The organism is Ruegeria sp. AB9 (assembly GCF_056542585.1).
Genome location: NZ_JBQGAA010000010.1, coordinates 91,917 through 109,268, shown reverse-complemented (window position 1 = coordinate 109,268; position 17,352 = coordinate 91,917). Strand labels below are relative to the sequence as shown.

General features: G+C 60.5%; 16 protein-coding genes. 1 reads left to right on the top strand and 15 read right to left on the bottom strand.

Annotation, left to right across the window (positions count from 1 at the left end; all coding sequences use genetic code 11):
- Positions 1 to 8: 8 nt before the first annotated feature.
- From ACR0K5_RS18180 to cbiE, 10 genes are all read right to left on the bottom strand, one after another.
- Positions 9 to 1,379 carry a tetratricopeptide repeat protein gene (locus tag ACR0K5_RS18180; protein ID WP_480631057.1) on the bottom strand — a complete coding sequence of 457 codons (1,371 nt, stop codon included), beginning with the start codon at positions 1,377 to 1,379 and terminating at the stop codon, positions 9 to 11.
- A gap of 179 nt (positions 1,380 to 1,558) precedes the next feature.
- Positions 1,559 to 2,743: a CaiB/BaiF CoA transferase family protein gene (locus tag ACR0K5_RS18175; protein WP_480631056.1), complete on the bottom strand. Its 1,185-nt coding sequence runs from the start codon at positions 2,741 to 2,743 to the stop codon at positions 1,559 to 1,561.
- Positions 2,730 to 4,349 carry a thiamine pyrophosphate-binding protein gene (locus ACR0K5_RS18170; protein ID WP_480631055.1) on the bottom strand — a complete coding sequence of 540 codons (1,620 nt, stop codon included), beginning with the start codon at positions 4,347 to 4,349 and terminating at the stop codon, positions 2,730 to 2,732. The genes ACR0K5_RS18175 and ACR0K5_RS18170 overlap by 14 nt, the downstream gene beginning before the upstream one ends.
- Positions 4,350 to 4,428: 79 nt before the next feature.
- Positions 4,429 to 4,887: a DUF302 domain-containing protein gene (locus ACR0K5_RS18165; RefSeq protein ID WP_480631105.1), complete on the bottom strand. Its 459-nt coding sequence runs from the start codon at positions 4,885 to 4,887 to the stop codon at positions 4,429 to 4,431.
- A gap of 88 nt (positions 4,888 to 4,975) precedes the next feature.
- On the bottom strand, positions 4,976 to 5,719 hold the full coding sequence (cobF, locus tag ACR0K5_RS18160) for a precorrin-6A synthase (deacetylating) (protein WP_480631054.1): 744 nt from the start codon (positions 5,717 to 5,719) through the stop codon (positions 4,976 to 4,978).
- Positions 5,712 to 6,440, bottom strand: a complete 729-nt coding sequence (gene cobA / locus ACR0K5_RS18155; RefSeq protein ID WP_480631053.1) for a uroporphyrinogen-III C-methyltransferase — start codon at positions 6,438 to 6,440, stop codon at positions 5,712 to 5,714. The genes cobF and cobA overlap by 8 nt, the downstream gene beginning before the upstream one ends.
- Positions 6,437 to 7,753, bottom strand: a complete 1,317-nt coding sequence (locus ACR0K5_RS18150; RefSeq protein WP_480631052.1) for a cobyrinic acid a,c-diamide synthase CobB — start codon at positions 7,751 to 7,753, stop codon at positions 6,437 to 6,439. Before ACR0K5_RS18150 ends, cobA begins: the two co-directional genes overlap by 4 nt.
- A complete protein-coding gene (gene cobM, locus ACR0K5_RS18145) occupies positions 7,746 to 8,540 on the bottom strand; it encodes a precorrin-4 C(11)-methyltransferase (protein WP_480631051.1) in 795 nt (264 codons plus the stop codon). Before cobM ends, ACR0K5_RS18150 begins: the two co-directional genes overlap by 8 nt.
- Entirely contained in the window at positions 8,537 to 8,905 is a 369-nt protein-coding gene (locus ACR0K5_RS18140) for a cobalamin biosynthesis protein (protein WP_480631050.1), read from the bottom strand. The genes cobM and ACR0K5_RS18140 overlap by 4 nt, the downstream gene beginning before the upstream one ends.
- Complete coding sequence (gene cbiE, locus ACR0K5_RS18135; protein ID WP_480631049.1) at positions 8,902 to 10,101, bottom strand: precorrin-6y C5,15-methyltransferase (decarboxylating) subunit CbiE; 1,200 nt, start codon at positions 10,099 to 10,101, stop codon at positions 8,902 to 8,904. The genes ACR0K5_RS18140 and cbiE overlap by 4 nt, the downstream gene beginning before the upstream one ends.
- Here cbiE and ACR0K5_RS18130 point away from each other — a divergent pair.
- Complete coding sequence (locus ACR0K5_RS18130; protein ID WP_480631048.1) at positions 10,100 to 10,831, top strand: cobalt-precorrin-6A reductase; 732 nt, start codon at positions 10,100 to 10,102, stop codon at positions 10,829 to 10,831. The two genes, cbiE and ACR0K5_RS18130, sit on opposite strands and share 2 nt — an antisense overlap.
- On the opposite strand, the gene cobJ is transcribed toward ACR0K5_RS18130, so the two are convergent.
- From cobJ to cobN, 5 genes are read right to left on the bottom strand one after another with little or no spacing between them, the layout of a single operon-like run.
- A complete protein-coding gene (gene cobJ / locus ACR0K5_RS18125) occupies positions 10,822 to 11,586 on the bottom strand; it encodes a precorrin-3B C(17)-methyltransferase (RefSeq protein WP_480631047.1) in 765 nt (254 codons plus the stop codon). The genes ACR0K5_RS18130 and cobJ overlap by 10 nt on opposite strands.
- The gene (locus ACR0K5_RS18120; protein ID WP_480631046.1) at positions 11,583 to 12,311 is read right to left on the bottom strand and encodes a precorrin-2 C(20)-methyltransferase; all 729 of its coding nucleotides are present in this window, start codon (positions 12,309 to 12,311) and stop codon (positions 11,583 to 11,585) included. Before ACR0K5_RS18120 ends, cobJ begins: the two co-directional genes overlap by 4 nt.
- On the bottom strand, positions 12,308 to 12,937 hold the full coding sequence (locus tag ACR0K5_RS18115) for a precorrin-8X methylmutase (protein WP_480631045.1): 630 nt from the start codon (positions 12,935 to 12,937) through the stop codon (positions 12,308 to 12,310). The genes ACR0K5_RS18120 and ACR0K5_RS18115 overlap by 4 nt, the downstream gene beginning before the upstream one ends.
- Entirely contained in the window at positions 12,937 to 14,058 is a 1,122-nt protein-coding gene (locus ACR0K5_RS18110) for a cobalamin biosynthesis protein CobG (RefSeq protein WP_480631044.1), read from the bottom strand. Before ACR0K5_RS18110 ends, ACR0K5_RS18115 begins: the two co-directional genes overlap by 1 nt.
- Positions 14,055 to 17,348 (bottom strand): cobaltochelatase subunit CobN, encoded by a 3,294-nt coding sequence (gene cobN, locus ACR0K5_RS18105; protein ID WP_480631043.1) that lies wholly within the window; start codon positions 17,346 to 17,348, stop codon positions 14,055 to 14,057. The genes ACR0K5_RS18110 and cobN overlap by 4 nt, the downstream gene beginning before the upstream one ends.
- Positions 17,349 to 17,352 lie beyond the last annotated feature (4 nt).

The window sequence follows — 17,352 nt, the reverse complement described above, 5'->3', positions numbered from 1 at the left end:
TCTTCTTGTTATTCGGCGGGGACGCTTTGTACGTCGCCGCTGTCGCGAGCCGCGTCGATCAGGGCACGGCGCGCGATGGCATAATTGTCTTCGCCCCCGGCGCGCTTGGCGCGACGGTCGTCCAGAATGCGCTCGACCGCATCGAGGCGTCCGGCCCGAAGGCCGGAATCGATGGTAATGCGTTCAAATACATCACGTTGCGCGTGGCTACCGCCGGCCAGTTGCATGGAAGCGCGCGCCGCCAGCAGATGATCAAACGCCGTGCCGTAATGGCCGTCACCAAAGGCTTCAAGACCCATGGCGGCCGCGACACCGGGGTCGGCCATACGGCGGGTGGTGTCGTCATTGGCGCGCGCCGCATCCTTGTTCATGCGGTTCAGCATCTTGGCGGTGGCGTCGGCCCGGTTGTCACCGGTCAGCGCCAGCAGGTAATGCAAGTCAGCAAAGATCAGACAGCCGTCTTCGGTGCGCGCAGCACTCAGATCGGCCAGTTCTTCCCAGCGATTTCCGACGGTTACACCTTCGAGTTCAAGCCGCATCAGCAGCGAAGTGCCGTTCGAGATGTCGCGGTAATCGTCGGTTTTATCCTTCCGGATATGGTTGTCATACAGCTCCATCACCTGATCGACCTGACCCAGATCCAGATGCATCAGTGCCTTGTGCCACCAGACGTGATAGCGGAAGTTGTTGCAGTGTGCCCATGCAGCCTCACGCCCGGCCAGCCAGTCAAGGCCCAGCTGCGCATTGCCTGTCATCTCATGCACATGGGCCACCGCGTGCAGGCCCCACGCATCGTCGGACACCATCCACAGCGCTTGGCGACCTGCGATCTCGGCTTTCTCATAAGCGCCGGTTTCTTCCAGCGCGAAGGAATGGCAGCCCAGCAGATAGCCGCGGCCCGGATGATCCGGCTCGTAAGCTGGCATGACCCGTTCGATCGAGCGGCGCATTCCGTCGGCATCACCAAGTACAAAGCGGGTTGCGTGGCTCAGCTTCATTGCCAGTGTATCCTGCGGGTGATCCCGCAGAATCGCCTCGAATTTCTGAACCGCCTGAGTCTGTTGGCCAGCGAGATAGAGGGCCAGCGAATCCACATACAGGCGCTCGCGGGCAGTTGTAGGCTGACGTTCCATCGCCGCGTTGGCTGCCGCCAGCGCTTCGACGGCAACCGCCATCATCTCGCGCCGCCCAAGCAATGCCATGAACAGACCTTTGACCGCGTGACCCAGCGCAAAGTCAGGCTCCAGCTCGAGCACTTTGCCCAGGTGCTGAGGGGTGACTGCGGCATGAGCCATGAACCCAAGCAGAACACCGTTCCAGGCTTCGACGGCTGCCGGCTGGGTCAGGGTGTTCATCTGTCCAAAAACGTCTTGTTTCATACTTGGGTCCAATCTGATTGCGATATTTGACACTGTTCGATGTAACAGAGTGTGCGAGAGCGGCGTAACAGTATCGACCCTGCTCTCGAATTGGTGAAATGTCGTGTGCGTAAAAGACGAAAAAAACCGCCGATTCAAGGGCATGTTTCAGCAACATGCCGCCTAAATGTGCAAGTATTTCAATCCTCGAACGGGTTTTCGGCGTTCAGAACGGCTTCGGTATCGGCCCCGCAGACCGGTGGAGCGTTACGATATGTTACAGGTGTGCGAGACAGGTTCAGAGGATTCCCAATCAGGTTGACCTGACCCGGCTGGGCCTGCATGGCGATCTGCATATGTCGCGCTGCCACTTGTTCCGTGTTGAAAACCTGATCCAGCATCTGCACCGGACCTACGGGCACTTTGACGGCTTCAAGACCGGAAATAACGGTCTGAGTATCCAGTGCCTTCACGGCAGGGCGAAGAATTGCATTCAGCGCATCACGGTGTTCCAAACGGGCCGGGTTGGTCGCAAATCTCGGGTCGTCAGCCAGTTCGGGAGTATTGATGAAACTGCAAAGCTTTCTGAACTGTCCGTCATTTCCGACGGCGAGAATCACGTGTCCATCGGCGGTTTCATAGACGTCATAGGGCACGATATTGGGGTGCCCGTTGCCACGTCGCTGCGGGACATTGCCTGACGTCAGATAGTTCACGCCTTCATTGATCAGCCAGGCAATCTGGGCATCCACCAATGCCAGATCGATTTGCTGACCTTCTCCGGTCAGGTCACGATGGCGCAGTGCGGCCAGAATCCCAACGCTCGCGTACATTCCGCACATCACATCGGCGATGCCTACGCCCACCTTCATGGGCGCACCGTCAGGATCGCCGGTCAGCGACATGATCCCGCCATAGCCCTGCGCCATCAGGTCATAACCAGGTTTGCTGGCGTTCGGCCCGGTTTGACCGTAACCCGAGATTGAGCAGTAAACGAGGCTAGGAAACTCTTGCGACAAGGTGGCGTAGTCCAGCCCATACTTGGCCAGACCGCCCGGTTTGAAGTTCTCGATCAGGATATCCGCGTGTGATGCCAGCCGCCGGATCTCGGCCTGACCTTCCGCTGTGGCGATATCCAGCGCGACGGATTTCTTGTTGCGATTGGCCGACATGAAATAGGCGCTCAGGTCCGAGCGGTTGCCCTCGGCATCTGCCACATAGGGCGGGCCCCATTGCCGCGTGTCATCGCCCCCGGTTGCCGGGTTTTCGATCTTGATGACGCTTGCACCCAGATCGCCCAGCAGTTGCGTGCAGGTAGGGCCTGCAAGAATCCGGCTTAGATCCAGAATCTTGACGCCCTTCAGCGGACCTTCAGATGCGGCCATCATAACCTCCACGCTCAACTTCAGCAGCAATAACAGTAAATGTTTCAGCTTTTACAGCAGCTTCCAGTGCATCGCGCAGCTCTGCCCGGTTGCGGACCGTGTGGCCATTGCCACCAAAGGCCCGGCCCATGGCCGCGAAGTCATGATGGCCGAAATCGACACCCGTGTTGCCCATCTGTCGCTGGCGTTGTTTCAACTCAATCAACGCAAGGCTGGCATCGACGAATACCAGAAAGATCGGGTTGCCGCCTATTTCAGCCGCAGTCGACAACTCGCCGGCAACCATAAGGAACCCGGCATCGCCCGAGAAGCTGATCACAGGGCGGTCGGGCTCGACCAGTTTCAGGCCAATGGCCATCGGAACAGCGCAACCCATGGTGCATAGCGCCGAGGACTGGATCAACCCGCGTTCTTCGCTGCACTCCCACATCTGGCTCAGCAGAATGCGATGCGCGCCGCTGTCGGCGGTGGCCAGTGTTTCAGGCGGCAAAACCGCGCGGGTTTGTGCGATGACCGCTGCCGGACCCCACTCGTCATCGGTAGGGAAGGCCTGTGCCAGTGCGCTTTTGACCTGCGCAGGCTCGTTTCCTGGCCACGTTTCACGGGCAGGGTTGCCCTTGGCAATTGCCTCCAGTGTCTCGCCCGTGTCGGCCACAAGGTTCAATCCAGCCTGATGCATATAGTGATCATTGACCACGGCAGAGATATCAATGACGCGCTTATCCTCCGGATCCCAGATCTCGCGCCAGCCGGGGCGCATTTCGATAGGATCATATCCCAGGCACAGCACCAGATCCGATTGTTCGACCAAAGGCACCAGATGCTTGTCAGCCAGCGGAGACAGGCCTGCACCGCCCAGGCACAGGGGGTGATCTTCGGGTACCGCTCCTTTGGCTTTGTAGGTGGTGACAAACGGAATGCCGAAGTGTTCCAAAAACGCCTGCACGACACTGCGTGAGTCGTCGTAGAGAACATCCAGCCCGATTATGGCGATAGGGCGTTCGGCCTCGGCCACCCAGCGGCGGGCTTTTTCCAGACATTCGCCGCCGGGGCTGACCGGGGCGATCTTGGCAAGGCGGCGACGTTTCACACCAGTCACAGGCGTGTCGGCAACCGAGATCGGAACATCGATATGGACCGGACCGGGGCGTGGTTGCATAGCCAAAGACACCGCCTTGTCGGCCACAACATCCGCGCCCTTGGCTGTCAGTGTAAACGTGCCCTTTGTGATCGAGCGATAGACCTGGCTGTGATCCATGACCTGATGCGTGTAGGTCAGCGCTTCATCCGCATCGACACACCCTGTCAGCACGATCATCGGCACTCGATCCTGCAGCGCATTGGCCACAACATTGATGCCGTTCATGGCGCCCGGACCCAGGGTGGCCACCAAAATCGCAGGTGCACCGTCGCGATGATGCACGGCCTCGGCCATGAAGCCTGCAGAATTTTCGTGCTTGGTCAGATGAAAGGTGATGCCAACCTTTTCCAGCGCGTCGACCAACGTCAGCACTTCGCCCCCGGGCATTCCAAAGGCGTGGCGGCACCCCGCTTCATACAGGCGTTGGGCCAGAAGATCTGCGGCGCGGGGCGAGGGGTCCTGCATCAGTTATGCTCCGAAAAATCCGTTTCGAAGCAGATTGCGGAGGACGCCTCCGGACGCAAGACGGTTCACGCCAGTGTGACTATTTGACTGCCTCTTCAGCAATCGATTGAAACTTTGTGTCAAGTTCTGCGGCAATATCCAGCAGATCTTGCCCACCTTCCGAAGCATAAGGCGCAAACACAAAACTTGGGGTCTTGTAGGACAGAGTAGCAGTCCCGTCTTCGTTTTCGGTAACGTAAAACCGGATCGGAGCTTCGATCATCGCATGGGTCGAAGTGTCCAGAACCCGTACTGCGTAGTCATTGTTGAAGGCCCCGATCACACGGTTGCCCGGAATGGTGATCCCACGCGCTGCTGCTGCTTTGGTAGGGCCCGCATGCGTCACGACAATCAGTCCGTTTTCCTTGATCGCTGCTTTGGTGGCGTCGACCAACTCATCATAGGGCTTCTCAGTCGGGAATACGGCCCAGCCCTCAGGGGCGTTTTGTGCCCAGAGGGGCAAAGCGATCAGGCAGAGCAGGGGAACGAAGGTTTTCATCATCATCGTGTCTCCGATTTCTTGCTGAGACCTGTGTGACAGACTTGTTCGTTTCGCGCACTCACAAACCCGTGTTCGGCGCGCGGGGCTATCCCTCGCGCTTGTGCAGCAGGTAAATGTCCATGATCCATCCATGATCCGCACGAGCCCGGGTGCGGGTGTCCAGGATCTGCTGTGCGACCTGATCCAGAGGGCCGCTGATCAGCAGTTGTTCTTTCATACCCACATAGGCGCCCCACCAGATGTCATAGTCTGTCATGTCAAGGGATCGGAACGAGCATTCCCCGTCCAGCATAACCGCGACTTTCGAGGCAGCGTCAGGCCACCCCCCATCCCGGATACGGCGTCCGGTGGTCACAACATAGGGTGCACCCAGATCATTGATCGGAATCGCATGAGCCGCAGTTAGCGCCTGCAAGGCGGTGATGCCGGGGATTACCTTAGTGTTGGGCTGTGGGTCCAGCCGTGCCGCGATGCGCAGTGAACTGTCATAAAGAGACGGGTCCCCCCAGATCAGTAATGCAATATGCCGCGCCTCAGGGTGAGCGTCCATCGCCTCCTGCCAGCGCAAGGCAATGGCGTCATGCCATTCGTCGACGCCCCGCAGATATCCGTCATCCGCGCGGCGCTTGGGGATGTCGAAATAGGCGATCAGCGGCGGGGTTTCTGCGACCTGCGCAATGATCTGTTCGCGCAATCCGGTCAGATCGGCTTTGTTTTCCCCTTTGCGAGGGATCAGGATCAGGTCCGCGGCCCGGATTGTCTGTGCGCCCTGAAAGGTCACATGATCCGGGTTGCCGGTGCCGATGCCAATCAGGCTCAATTCAATCATCTTCGAACTCCGCCAGCGGCCCATAAAGGATCAGCGCCGGGGCTTGACCGATTTCGGATTTCAGCTGTTCGGCCAAAGCTCCGATAGTGGCGCGTTGCAGCTTTTGATCTGGGGTCGAAACGGATTCAGCCATCAGAGCAGGTGTATCCAGCGGCAGGCCGTGTGATTGCAATGCATCAACCAGCAGAGGGAAGGTGCGTTTACCCATGAACACGACGGTGGTGGCCTGAGAATCGGCCAGTGCAGTTAGGTTCAGATCGTCCGGCAATGCGCCACTGACGTCATGTCCGGTGACAAACTGCACCCGTCGTGCGGTCAGACGTCGCGTCAGCGGAATGCCTGCGGCCGCTGCAGCCGCTACGGCAGAGGGGATGCCGGGGATAATCTCATATTCAATGCCTGCTTCACGCAGGGCGGTAAGCTCTTCTTCCAGACGCCCGAACATGCCGCCATCGCCGGACTTCAGCCGCACGACATGTTGGCCAGTCTGAGCGTAGTCCACAAGCAACCGGCTGACATGGTCCTGTTTCGGTGAGGGGCGACCGGCACGTTTGCCGACACCCACAAGATCCGCGTCTTCGCGCGCGTGGCTCAGTATTGGCCCGCTGCTTAGGTCATCGAACAGCACGGCGTCGGCTTTCTGCATCCGGTTGACGGCCTTCAGCGTCAGCAATTCCGGATCACCGGGGCCGGAACCGACGAAAGAGACAAACCCGCTCATTCAGATGCCTCCGCGATTAGATGAAAGAACGTACCGGTGACGTGGCTACGCGAGGACCCTGTCTGAGGTCCTTCTGCACCTTCGGCATCAAACACGCGTGCGAGCGGCGCGTCAGGTTGATCCACGATCGAGGAATAGTGGAACTCATGCCCGCGGAGCGCTGTACCTTCGGCAAACCCTGGCAAGGGGGCCAGGAGTTCGGCTTTGCGGTAGCCAAGATTGAATTTGCGTTTTTGATAAGACGTCACCAGCCCCAGCAAGCCTGCCATTTCATGCCGGACGCCATCCTTATCGATCAGGGCCTGACCAAGCGCCATGTACCCACCGCATTCCCCATGCACTGGCTTTTTCTCTGCATGTTTCCGCAGACCACTGAGGAACGTGTGCGCAGCAGCCAAAGTTCCAGCGTGCAGTTCCGGATAACCGCCGGGGAGCCAGACCAGATCGGCATCCGCCGCCGGAGCTTCATCAGCCAAGGGTGAGAAGGGCAGGATTTCGGCCCCAGCCGCGCGCCAGCCTTCCAGCAAATGCGGATAGGTAAAGGAAAAAGCTGCATCCCGTGCCAATGCAATGCGCTGAGCCGGGGGACGCGGCAGCGCGGCTGACGATGGCCCAACCGGGCCTGAGGAAGCCGCCCGTTTAATCGCCTCGAGATCCACGTGTTCGCGTAAAAATGCCGCATACCCGACAATAGCGCTTTCCAGATCCGGATGTTCGACAGCTTGAATCAACCCCAAATGCCGCTCAGGCAGCGTCAGATCGCCCCGGCGCGGCAGCACACCCAGAACCGGCAAGCCTGCGCGCTCCATCCCTAATCGGGTCAGGCGTTCATGGCGCGGGCTTGCGCAGCGGTTCAGGATTACACCGGCAAAGGATAGATCGGGGTTGTACATCTTGAACCCCAGAGCCGTGGCCGCAGCAGATTGCGCCTGACCACCCACATCCAGAACCAGAACGACCGGCCACCCCATCCGTTCAGCGGTCTCGGCGCTCGACCCATGGCCCAGCTCTCCGGGTTTGGCCACGCCGTCGAACAGTCCCATCGAGCCTTCGGCCACCACGATATCCGCTCCTTCGGCCTGAGCCGAGATTGCGTTGAGCAACGGATCACCCATGGCCCAATTGTCCAGATTGAACGAAGCCCGCCCTGCCGCCGCACGGTGAAAGGCGGGGTCGATGTAATCCGGCCCGCTCTTGAATGGCTGCACGGTCAGACCATCCTCGGCCAGCGCGCGTAAAAGGCCCAGCATGACCGTTGTTTTGCCGGTGCCCGACGAAGGGGCCGAAATCAGTATTCCGGGGGGGTTAATCATCGCCGTGGCTCCAGCTTGACCAGGGGCTGTCCGCGCTTTGTGGGCGGTAACGCCGGTCGTAGGTTTTGGAGTAGAGGCAGCTTTCGTCAAAACCCTCACCGGCCAGCGCAGGGCCGACCATGATCAAAGCGGTGCGCGAGATGCTTTCGTCCAGCGAGTCTTTCAACGTTTTCAGCGTTGCGCGTATGATCCGTTCATCCGGCCAGCTTGCGCGATAGACCACGGCGACCGGACAATCGGCACCATAGGCTGGTGTCAGATCGGCAATGACACTGTCCAGATTCCCGATGGAAAGGTGTATGGCCAGTGTCGCCCCAGTGCGGGCGAAGTTCTCAAGTGTCTCGCCCTCGGGCATTGAGGATGCACGCCCAGGTGTCCGCGTTAGCACCACGGATTGCGCCAGCCCGGGCAAAGTCAGTTCGGTGCCCAAAGCCGCAGCGGCTGCGGCAAAGGACGGCACACCTGGGGTCACACTGACCGGGATGCCCATTTCTTTCAGGCGACGGATTTGTTCACCCATCGCCGACCAGACCGACAGGTCGCCTGAATGCAAGCGTGCCACGTCCTGACCTGCTTTATGTGCCGCATCAATCTCGGCCATGATCTGATCCAGATCCATTGGTGCTGTGTTCACGATCTTTGCACCTAGGGGGCAGTGGCTCAGGATCTCTTCCGGAACCAGCGAGCCTGCATAGAGGCAAACGGGGCAGGATGCGATGATATCGCGTCCGCGCAGCGTCAACAGGTCGGCAGCGCCCGGTCCGGCGCCGATGAAATGAACGGTCATGTCTGTCCTCCGATGGCTATGGCGCAGGTCGCCAGCCGGTCGTGTGAAATCTGTCTGGGTGAGAACAGCCGCGCGCCGGGTCCGGCAGCGGCCAATGCGGATGCTTCGGCTACGCTTCCGGTGCCATAGGTGGCGCGGCTACGGGTCGAGCAGGTGAGTGTGCGTAGCCCGGCCAGTTCGGCTGCGGCAACGAAATGCAGGGGAAGGGATAACTCTTCGGCGAAGGTTGTCAGGGCGGAATGGCCTTCCTTGTCGGCGACGGTTGCCAGGGCGGTCACATCATGGCTCGCGGCTGCGGCGTCATACGCGGCGCGCAAGCTGCCTGGGGTGGCGGCAGACGAGAAACCCAATCCGGCAACGATCATAGCGTCACGCTCCACTGCACCACCGGATAAGCGGATTTCCAGCCGCGGCGTGGACCCAGCGGGGAAGATTGTGCGAGCTCGATTCGCAACAGGTCGCCGCCCAAGTCTTCGTGCCATCGTGCAAGTAGCGCTTCGCTTTCCAATGTGACTGCATTGGCGACAAGGCGTGTGCCTTTTGGAAGTGCATCTCTCAGCCAGGCAAGCAGGTTGGCACTCAAACCTCCACCGATGAAAACGACATCCGGCATGTCGATACCGAACAGCGCGTCTGGTGCGGTGCCGTGGATGACATTCAACCGATCCTGCCCCAATGCATCGGCGTTTCGACGAATGCGCTCGGCTCTTTCAGCACGCGGCTCGATGCTGGTAGCAGTCAGGGTGGGATCACACATCAGCCATTCGATGCTGATCGAACCCGTGCCTCCGCCGATATCCCACAGATGCTCGCCCCGCTGTGGGGCAAGCGCAGAAAGAGTCAGCGCGCGGATCGGTCGTTTGGTGATCTGTCCGTCAGTCTCGAAAATGTCGTCTGGTTTGCCAGAGGCTTTGGAAAGGGCAGGACCTGTGCCAGTAACTTCCAGCCCGACGCAGACGGGATGGTCGAACGTGCCCAGCAAGGCTTCGGTCAGGGTGACGGTTCGAGAGCTTTCGCGCGGACCGCCGAGGGCTTGCATTACGTGCAGGGCAGAGTCGGCAAAGCCGGTCTCAGTTAGATATGTTGCCAGTTCCGCCACGGCTTTTCCGTCGCGCAGCAACAGGATCGCATTGAGGCCCGGAGCCAGATGAGGCCGCAAACGGGTCAGAGGAGCAGCGTGCAGACCGAAGGTCAGGGTGCTTTCCAGGGGCCAGCCGAGTCGCGCTGCGGCCAGCGAAAAAGTGGATTGGCCGGGCAGAGCGGTCCACTCTCCGGCATCGAAATTGCGTGCGATGACTGAGCCTGCGCCAAACCAGAACGGATCACCCGAGGCCAGAACAACGGTCTGTTTTCCGCGCAACCCTTGCAGGATCGGTAATCCATCCGAGAATGGCACCGGCCATTCGATGCGTTCTGCCCCGGTTTCGGGCAGTAACGACAGGTGACGCGGCGGCCCCATGATCACTTCGGCCCGGTCCAGCACTTGACGGCTTGCAGCCGACAGGCCATCAAGCCCATCTTCACCCAAGCCTATGACCGTCAGCCACGGAGTTTCAGACATGACCAACCTCCTGATCCTTGGCGGTACGACTGAGGCCAATGCATTGGCCAAAGCCGTTGCGGAACGAGAGATTGCTGCTGTGTATTCCTACGCCGGACGGGTAGAAAACCCGCGCCCGCAGCCCTTGCCTGTGCGGGTTGGCGGCTTCGGCGGTCCGGAAGGTCTGACTGCCTATATCCGTGAGAACGCCATCACCCATGTTGTGGATGCGACCCACCCGTTTGCCGCCCAAATGAGCCGGAACGCAATAGAAGCTTGCGGTACGATGCAGGCGCGTTTGACGGCGTTGACCCGAGCTGCGTGGACGCCGCAGACCGGCGACAACTGGCGTCATGTCCCTGACATCGCGGCAGCCGTAGACGCACTGTCCGGTGACACACGGCGCGTGTTTCTCGCCGTTGGTCGGATGCATCTTGAAGAGTTTACGGCCCAGCCTCAGCACAGATACCTGCTGCGTCTTGTGGATGAACCTGACACTTTGCCTTTGCCGAACGCAGAGGTGGTCGTCGCCCGAGGGCCATTTACTGAAGCTGACGACCGAGCGCTGATGCAGTGCCATCAGACGCAGCTGGTCGTGTCCAAGAACGCTGGCGGCTCTGGTGCACGCGCCAAGCTGGACGCGGCGCGGGCGCTGGGGCTGCCGGTACTGATGATCGACCGCCCGGTTCTGCCACAGCGGACAGAGCTTTCGAGTGTTGCACAGGTTCTGGACTGGCTGTCTCATCCCTGATCCTCACCAGGAGTGAAGCGAGGGGTGTAAACGATGGGTGCGCCATCGCGCTCGATGACGCGCGTTCGGGATGACCCCACGATCACCACGGTCTGCATATCCGCCATGTCGGGCGTGGCTTCGGCCAGTGTCGAAATGCGCATCTCTTCATCGGCCCGCGATACGGCGCGGGCGAACAGGATCAGACGTTCGGGCTCACACTCTTCACGCAAGATTTCCAGCGTTTTTACAAAGCCTTCCGGGCGGGACTTCGAGCGCGGATTGTAAAAGGCCATCGAGAAATCCGCCTGTGCGGCAAGGCGCAGGCGTTTTTCGATCAATGACCATGGTTTGAGGTTGTCGCTGAGGTTGATGGCGCAGAAATCATGCCCCATCGGGGCGCCCGCGCGCGCGGATGCAGCCAACATCGCCGTGATCCCCGGCAGAACATCGATCCGAAGGTCGCGCCATTCCGCGGGGCCGTGCTCCAGCGCTTCGAAGACGGCTGCCGCCATGGCAAACACGCCGGGATCGCCCGAGGATACAACGACCACCCGTTTGCCATCGGCAGCCATTTGCAGCGCGTGTTGCGAGCGGTCGATTTCGACCCGGTTGTCACTGGCATGCAGTGTAAGGCCTGGGCGCTCGGCAATACGCGCCACATATGGGATATAGCCCACAACATCGGTGGCTTCGGCCAGCGCGGCTGTTACTTCTGGTGTAACAAGCGCCTCGTCACCCGGCCCCAGACCGGCAATTTTGACCCAGCCGCTCATGGTCGCCGTCCCTGACCGTGCACGACGATGATCGAGAAATACGGGGTGATCTTCTCGCAGGCTTCGGACAGCTTTGTCACGGTCTGGTTCGGCATCTGCGCATATTCGACGATCCATGCCCGATCATACAGGCCCGCAGTCTTCAAAGCCCGTTTCACCTTGTCGATGTTCCGCCCGATTTTCATCACAACCAAAGCATCGGTTTGAGCCATGCGTTCGGCCAGAGTGTCTTCGGGTAGGGTGCCAACCAGCACGGTCAGCACATCATCACCCCATGTGATCGGATCACCTGTCGCAGTCCAGGCTCCGGACATGCCGGTGATGGCTGGCACAACTTCAACCGGAGCATCTTCCCGCAAACGATTGTAAAGATGCATGAACGAGCCGTAGAAGAACGGATCGCCCTCGCACAGAACGACGACATCCTCACCCTGTTCCGACAGGGTTTTCAGATGCTTGGTACAGTCTTCGTAAAACGCAGCCAGCAATTCGTTATAGCGCGGATCTGTCACCGGGATCTCTGTAGTTACAGGGTATTCCATCGGGAACTCGACTGCACCTTCGGGGATCATACCGTTCACGATCTTGCGCGCCTGACCACTGCGACCGGGTTTTCGAAAAAACGCCACATGCTTTGCATTGCGCAGCAGGCGATCCGCCCGGACGCTCATCAGGTCCGGGTCGCCGGGGCCAAGGCCCACACCGTATATGGTACCCATGGTCATTCTGCCCGGCTAGCGATGGCGTTGATGGCCGCCACGGTGATGGCGCTGCCGCCAAGACGCCCTTTGACAATGCAGGACGGCACCGGTTGTGCCTCCCACAACGCGTCCTTGGATTCCACAGCGCCGACAAAGCCAACCGGGCAGCCGATGATCGCAGCGGGGCGCGGGCACTCGGGGTCTTCCAGCATGTTCAGCAAATGGAACAGTGCGGTGGGCGCGTTGCCGATGGCGACAAGCGCGCCCTCCAGATGCGGACGCCACAACTCCAGCGCGGCGGCGGATCGGGTGTTGCTCATCTCGGCAGCCAGCGGGCGTACGCGCTCGTCGTGTAGGGTGCAGATCACCTCGTTATCGGCGGGCAGGCGAAAGCGGGTGACGCCTTCGCTGACCATGCGCGCGTCACACAGGATCGGCGCGCCATCCTCCAACGCAGTGCGGGCGGCCGACACAAATCCGGGCGAGAAATGAACGAACTCTTCCAGCCCGACCATTCCGGCGGCGTGGATCATCCGAACGGCAACCTGCTCTTCATCGGCATCAAAACGGGCCAGATCAGCCTCTGACCGGATGGTGGCAAAGCTTTCCTTGTAGATCGCCGCGCCATCGGTTTCGTATGTATAGGGCATCAGGTGAAGTCCATGGTCATGAGTGTTTCCGGGGCCAGCCCGCGCTGGCAGGGCTCATCCCCCGCGCGGCCCTGTTTTACAAGATCAAATCGTCCGTTTGCGCCCACCAATGTGATGTCGGCAGGACCCATGCGAGCGCACCCCTTGCGGCAACCTGAAACATGGAGGCGTCCGGAAACCCGCGAAGCCAACGCCCGGGCGACGTCGCGCGTCTCTGCCTGAGCCTGCGGGCAGAACGGTGCGCCGGGGCAGGCGTCGGTGGTCATCAACGGATCGGTTCCATCTTCGACAAACGCCGGGGCAGGTATCGCCGCCCCGCCTTCTAGCAGGATCAGCCGCCACGGCGTGACGCGCAGGGCGCAAGCACCACTGTTCTCGATCAGGTCATACAGCTTGCGCGCAGGCAGCGACCCAAAAGCCGCGCCGTAAAGAGCACCCAGTTCACAGCGGCCGGGTTGAAGCTTCGCGCCAACTGAACCGGGCGCACATCCTTGCCATTCCTGCGGCAAGGCGTCCATGACTCGCGCCATGCGGCGTGTCTCGGGTGTGTAGGTCTCAGCAAACCAACGTGCCAACGCGATCACGTGGTCAATGGCGTCGGCCTCGGTCAAACTTCGGCCTGTTTCGCATCCATCGGCGCGCAGGATCAGACCGTCGGCACCTGTTTCCAGACGAATGTCAGCCGAATCCGACGCCAGCAGTCGTTCGGGGCCCGTGTCGATTGCAAAGCCGAATTTTGCGGGTAGGGCCGGCAGGTCCGCAAGCCGGTCAATCAGTTCACGGGTCAACCGAGCGGTCAAATCGCCCGCCTGATAGAGCGGAGTAACCAGAATATTGCGGCGTATTTCGATACCGGGCTCCGCATCCAGCAGGTTCAGCGCAGCAAGCTCTTTGAGCAGAGGCCGGTGGTCGTCTTCTTCCACGCCCCGCAATTGCAGATTGGCGCGATTGGTCAAATCGATCGAGCCGTTGCCAAAGCGGTCCGCCAGATCGCACAGTCCCAGTGCCTGATCGGCATCCAGGCGCGCCAACCGGGGTCTGACCCTGACGACCAGACCGTCACCGGACATCATCGGACGATGGGCGCCGGGGCACCAGCCCTGAACAATCGGTGCACTCATCTCAATTCCTCCAAATCAGCCCGGATAGAGTTCCGGCGCGTATTCCAAAGCCTGGCCTCCAGCAGCGCGCGGAACCGGTCCTGCATGGCCTGATGAGCTTTGGGATTGGCCTCTTGCAAGAACGCGTCCACCTCTTCGTTGCCCAACGTGGCATCGTGATAGAGGTCAAAAAGATGCGGTGCGACAGTGCCCGACAAATGCGCGAACGATGCCATGTGATCCAGCGTCGCCGCGATTTCAGCCGCTCCACGGAACCCGTGGCGTTGCATTCCGGCGATCCAGCCTGGGTTGGCGGCACGGGCGTGGACGACACGGCTGATCTCTTCGGGCAAGGTGCGGGCACGCGGGTTTTCGGGATTGGTGTTGTCCAGGTGGTATAGCTGTGCGGTTCCACCAGCGATCTTCTTGGCAGCGGCAAAGCCGGCCTCATGCGTGGCATAGTCGTTGGCCAGAAGAAGATCGGTTTCGGTCAGGTCCTGCAAGTGGACAAAGCTGTCTGCGTTTGCAACGCGTTGGGCGATACCGTCTTTGTCCTGTGAGATGTGTTCACCTTCCAATGCAAACGAGCTGGCCTCAAGCCACGCCTCACCGGCTTCAACGCGGGCTTCGTCGGTATACACCTCGGACAGTTGGGTCATGTTGACACCGTAGCTTCCCGGGGCAGGTCCATAGACCCGCACCGCCGGTTCCTGACCAGCGTAGGGATTCCAGTCTGATGCTTCATCGCGCGCTGCCAATGCGCGAACCGCTTGGCCATAGAGAGCCGACAGTGTCGGGAAAACATCCCTGAACAGGCCCGAGACTCGCAAGGTCACGTCCAGACGAGGGCGGCTCAGGTCGGTAATCGGTAGCACCTCTACGCCGGAAACCCGCTCGGAACCTTTGTCCCACACGGGTTTGACGCCCAGCAGGTGCAGCGCCATGGCGAACTCTTCTCCGGCGGTGCGCATGGTGGCCGACCCCCATAGATCGACGATCAGCCCCTTTGGGTAATCGCCTTCTTCCTGAAGATGGCGGCGCACCAGTTCCTCGGCCAGTTTGACACCTTGGGTATAAGCTGCACGGGTCGGGACTGAACGCGGGTCGGTGGTGTAGAGGTTTCGCCCGGTGGGCAGAACATCTGACCGACCGCGATAGGGCGAACCCGATGGCCCGGCCTCGATCCGTTTGCCCGCGAGCGCTTTGATCAGCGCGTCGCGTTCGGCGTGCGCCGAAGGGGCTGGATCGAAATTGCCCGTCACCTCGGGCACGCGCCCGAAGATATGCAGCCCGTCGCCAAACTGGCTTTCCTTGATATCGCAGACAAAGCGGTCGATGCGTGTGATAGCCTCGGCGGTGCAAGTCGCCTGATTGAGGCCAAGATCACTTTCCAAACCAATGGCCTGCGCCTCGTCCCTGATATCTTCTTGCAGGCGGTCGCGGCGTTTGGGGTCCAGCCCGTCAGCGTTCGAGAATTCATCCAACAGGGACTCCAGCCTCACCATCCGATCCGGCGTGCCGCTTTCCTTCATCGGGGGCGGTATGTGGCCCAACGTGACAGCTCCGATCCGGCGCTTGGCTTGGGCGGCCTCGCCGGGGTCGTTGACGATAAAGGGATAGATCACCGGCAGATCGCCGATCAACGCCTCGGGCCAGCAATCTGCTGACAAGGCGACCGATTTGCCTGGCAGCCATTCCAGAGTGCCATGCGCGCCGATATGGATCAGTGCATCCGCGCCCAGCCCTTTGCGCAACCACAGGTAAAACGCCACATAGCTATGGCGCGGGGTGCGCGAGAGGTCATGATACTCGTCATCACGCAACTCGGGCGTGCCGCGTTCAGGTTGCAGTGCGACCAACGCTTTGCCCCGGCGCAGGGCGGTGAAGTTAAATGCGCCATGTGCGAAGATTGGGTCGTTATCGGGACTGCCCCATACGGTGCGTAGATCGGCGCGCAGGGTCTCGGACAACTCAGCGAGTGCGGTTAGGTAGTCCTCAAGCGACCACGATATCCGGGTGTCCAGAAGCGTGTCGGCAATCGGCTCGGCAGTCGCGGTGTCATAGCCTTCGCTATTTAGGTCGGCCAGCATCGCTTCGGCCGACGCCAGCGCGTCGAGGCCAACCGCATGGGCCATTTGCCAGTCTTTGCCGGGATAGGTGGACAGCACCAGCGCAGGAATCTGGTCTGCCTTGGGTTTGTCGTTCAGAGCAAGCCAGCCGGAAACACGGTCGATGATCGCTTCGATCCGGTCCGGTTCGGCCCGGTGCGCAAAGCGCGCGTATTCCAGATGCGGATCACGCTTGCCGGGTTCTTTGAAAGACGCAATGCCCGCCGAGATCCGTCCGTCCACTTCGGGCAGTACCACATGCATGGCAAGATCCGCGGGGGAAAGCCCGCGTTCCGCCTCGGCCCACGCCTTGCGGCGCGAGGTGGCGAGGGCGACCTGAAACACAGGTACATTTGCCGCGTCCAACGGCGACGTTCCCGACGCACCTTTGCCCGAGAATGAAGTGGCGTTGATAATTGCGGATGGGTTCAGCGCAACAACCTGTTCCCGCAGCCAGTCGGCGGCTGCAGGGGCCTTGAGCGACGGAGCAAACAGGCCCACTGCATCGAACCCGCGGGCGCGCAGGCTTCGGATCAAGGCCGCTACCGGAGCGGTGTCCGCCGAAGTCAGATAAGCACGATAAAAGGTGACGAGAATGCGTTTCCGATCGCCTTCGAACGCTTTTTCCGCCGGGATTACGCCTTGATCAGGACACCAGACACCGCATTCAGGCAGCGTTTTGGCCCCCATAACAGGTCCTGCATAGAGCCCCGCTGCCAGAGCCATTTGCGCCAGTGCAGCCTGGGCCGCGACCTCGCCACCCGTGTCGCAAAGATGCGACAGGCGTCGCAGGGTCGAGACGGGCAGGGTGGAATAGTCATCCAGCCGGTTATCCTCGCGCCCGTCCGCTGGTAAAACGGCCAGGGCGATGCCCTTAGATTGGGCCAACGCCAGAACCTGTTGAAGGCCGTAAGACCAATAGGGCACGCCGCCGATCAGTCGTATCAGGATGCCTTTGGCACCTTCGAGCGTCTGTTCGACATAGGTATCGACCGACAGCGGGTGTTTCAGCGCCGTCAAATTTGCCAGCCGCAAGGTCGGCATACGTCCCTCAGGCCCGCCACCACGATGCCAACCTGCCGCGAAAGCGCCAAGGTCACTATCGGAGAACGACAGCACCACCAGATCCGCCGGGCTTTGGCCCAGATCGGTCGGGGTCTCGGTTTCCTCGAGCCCGTGGCTTTCGCGGAAGACGACGTGCATGGGT

Bases quoted from the DNA above. Each gene is read 5' to 3' on its own strand.
- ACR0K5_RS18180 (WP_480631057.1), bottom strand. From the start codon at position 1,379: ATGAAACAAGACGTTTTTGGACAGATGAACACCCTGACCCAGCCGGCA.
- ACR0K5_RS18175 (WP_480631056.1), bottom strand. From the start codon at position 2,743: ATGGCCGCATCTGAAGGTCCGCTGAAGGGCGTCAAGATTCTGGATCTA.
- ACR0K5_RS18170 (WP_480631055.1), bottom strand. From the start codon at position 4,349: ATGCAGGACCCCTCGCCCCGCGCCGCAGATCTTCTGGCCCAACGCCTG.
- ACR0K5_RS18165 (WP_480631105.1), bottom strand. From the start codon at position 4,887: ATGAAAACCTTCGTTCCCCTGCTCTGCCTGATCGCTTTGCCCCTCTGG.
- cobF (WP_480631054.1), bottom strand. From the start codon at position 5,719: ATGATTGAATTGAGCCTGATTGGCATCGGCACCGGCAACCCGGATCAT.
- cobA (WP_480631053.1), bottom strand. From the start codon at position 6,440: ATGAGCGGGTTTGTCTCTTTCGTCGGTTCCGGCCCCGGTGATCCGGAA.
- ACR0K5_RS18150 (WP_480631052.1), bottom strand. From the start codon at position 7,753: ATGATTAACCCCCCCGGAATACTGATTTCGGCCCCTTCGTCGGGCACC.
- cobM (WP_480631051.1), bottom strand. From the start codon at position 8,540: ATGACCGTTCATTTCATCGGCGCCGGACCGGGCGCTGCCGACCTGTTG.
- ACR0K5_RS18140 (WP_480631050.1), bottom strand. From the start codon at position 8,905: ATGATCGTTGCCGGATTGGGTTTCTCGTCTGCCGCCACCCCAGGCAGC.
- ACR0K5_RS18130 (WP_480631048.1), top strand. From the start codon at position 10,100: ATGACCAACCTCCTGATCCTTGGCGGTACGACTGAGGCCAATGCATTG.
- cbiE (WP_480631049.1), bottom strand. From the start codon at position 10,101: ATGTCTGAAACTCCGTGGCTGACGGTCATAGGCTTGGGTGAAGATGGG.
- cobJ (WP_480631047.1), bottom strand. From the start codon at position 11,586: ATGAGCGGCTGGGTCAAAATTGCCGGTCTGGGGCCGGGTGACGAGGCG.
- ACR0K5_RS18120 (WP_480631046.1), bottom strand. From the start codon at position 12,311: ATGACCATGGGTACCATATACGGTGTGGGCCTTGGCCCCGGCGACCCG.
- ACR0K5_RS18115 (WP_480631045.1), bottom strand. From the start codon at position 12,937: ATGCCCTATACATACGAAACCGATGGCGCGGCGATCTACAAGGAAAGC.
- ACR0K5_RS18110 (WP_480631044.1), bottom strand. From the start codon at position 14,058: ATGAGTGCACCGATTGTTCAGGGCTGGTGCCCCGGCGCCCATCGTCCG.
- cobN (WP_480631043.1), bottom strand. From the start codon at position 17,348: ATGCACGTCGTCTTCCGCGAAAGCCACGGGCTCGAGGAAACCGAGACC.